The following is a 1,810-nucleotide window of genomic DNA, read 5'->3' as shown; positions in this document are numbered from 1 at the left end:
CGTCCGCCTCGGTCCGGGCCAGCCGGTGCCGCACCGCGTCGAGGTCCGCCTCCGGCACGATGACGCCGATGGTCCCGCTGCCGATGCCCGCACGCTCGGTGTCCACGAGTCCCGCCACGGTGTCGAGCACCGCGCTCCGGGGCACGTGCACGCGCTGCACGGGGTCGCCGTCGCGCACCGCTTCGTTCCGCGTGACCACGAGCCCCGCGGACTCCGCGTACTCCCCGGCAGCGCGCACGATCGACCGCGGCGTGCGGTAGTTCACCGTGAGCTCCTCGATCCGGTGCTCGATCGGCACCTGGGGAGCCCGACCACGGCGGCGACGGGCGAGCGCCCCCACCACGTCGTCCCACGTGCGAGCGGCCCCGGGCGAGGACCCCTGGGCCATGTCGCCCACGATCGTGAACGACCGCAGCGGGTTCCGGCGGGCGAGCACCCGCCACTGCATCGGCGAGAGCTCCTGCGCCTCGTCGACGACGATGTGCCCGTAGGTCCACTCACGGTCCTCGGCGGCGCGCTCCGCCGTGGTGCGCGGGTCGCCGCCCTCGGCGAAGGACCCGGCGACCTGCTCCGCGGTCACGATGCCCTCGACGCCCATGTTCTCGATGGCCTGACGCGCGTTCTCGATGTCTCGGTTCCGGCTGGCCTTCGCGGCACGCTTGGCCGCACCCCCGGTGGGGTCGAACGGGCCGAGGAGCTCCGCGGCCTCGTCGAGGAGCGGGACGTCCTCGACGGTCATCTCGCTCCCGCGCGCCCGGGAGAGCAGCGCCCGGCGCTCCGGTGTCCAGTTCGGGGTCAGCGAGGCGAGCCAGTTCGGACGCGCGTAGAGGTCCTCGACGAACTTCTCCGCGGGCAGCGGCAGCCATGCGGTGTTCAGCAGGACGCGGGCGTCGTACGAGGAACGGATGTCCTCGCGCAGGACCTTCTCGTCGGCTTCGTCCACCGTCGTGCCCCGCTCGCGCAGCTGGTCGGCGAGCAGCCGCGTCATCGCGTCGAGGGCGATCTTGTTGAACGTGACCCGTGCGACGTTGTGCGGCTTGCCGCGGTCCTGCGCGCGCTTCATCGCGTCGGCGACGAGCTGCGGCGGGACCACCAGCCGCTCCCCCTCGACGTCGAGCGTCACCGGCTCGGTCGGCACGACCTGGCGGGAGCGCACGGCCCGGCGCAGGAGCGAGGCCATCTCGGCCGATCCCTTGACGGCGGCGACGTCGCGGCGGTCGTGCGTCGAGGCGTGCACGCCCGGGTACAGCGAGCCGAGCGACGCCATCACGACGCCGGTCTCCCCGAGCGACGGCAGCACCTGTTCGATGTACGTCAGGAACGCCGACGACGGTCCGACCATGAGCACGCCCGACCCGCGGAGGCGCTCGCGGTACGAGTACAGCAGGTACGCCGCGCGGTGCAGCGCCACGGCGGTCTTGCCCGTGCCGGGGCCGCCCTGCACGATGAGCACGCCCTCGAGCGGGGACCGGATGATGCGGTCCTGCTCGGCCTGGATCGTGGCGACGATGTCCGTCATCCGACCGGTGCGCTCGGCCGTGACGGCCGCCAACAGTGCCCCCTCGCCCTGGAGGTGCGTGCGCTCGTCGTCGTAGAGGGCGGCGTCGAAGACCTCGTCCTCGACCCCGACGACGGTGCGACCGTCGAGCGTGAGGTGTCGCCGGGAGCGCATGCCCATCGGATGGGCTGCGGTCGCCTGGTAGAACGCGCTCGCTCCGGGGACGCGCCAGTCGAGCAGCAGCGGCCGGTGGTCGTCGTCCCGCAGCCCGACCCGGCCGATGTACCGGAACGCGTCCTCGTCGCTGTTCGG

The 1,810-nt window shown here is 73.2% G+C and carries 1 protein-coding gene; it reads right to left on the bottom strand.

Annotated features, from left to right (window positions below; all coding sequences use genetic code 11):
* Positions 1 to 1,810: ATPase AAA (locus I59_RS00170; RefSeq protein ID WP_022902135.1), on the bottom strand; the 1,810-nt coding region annotated here is incomplete at both ends.

The organism is Curtobacterium sp. B8 (genome assembly GCF_000333315.1).
In the GTDB taxonomy this organism is placed as follows: domain Bacteria; phylum Actinomycetota; class Actinomycetes; order Actinomycetales; family Microbacteriaceae; genus Curtobacterium; species Curtobacterium luteum.
The sequence above is the reverse complement of the archived record's forward strand: the minus strand, read 5'-3'. Positions and strand labels throughout refer to the sequence as shown.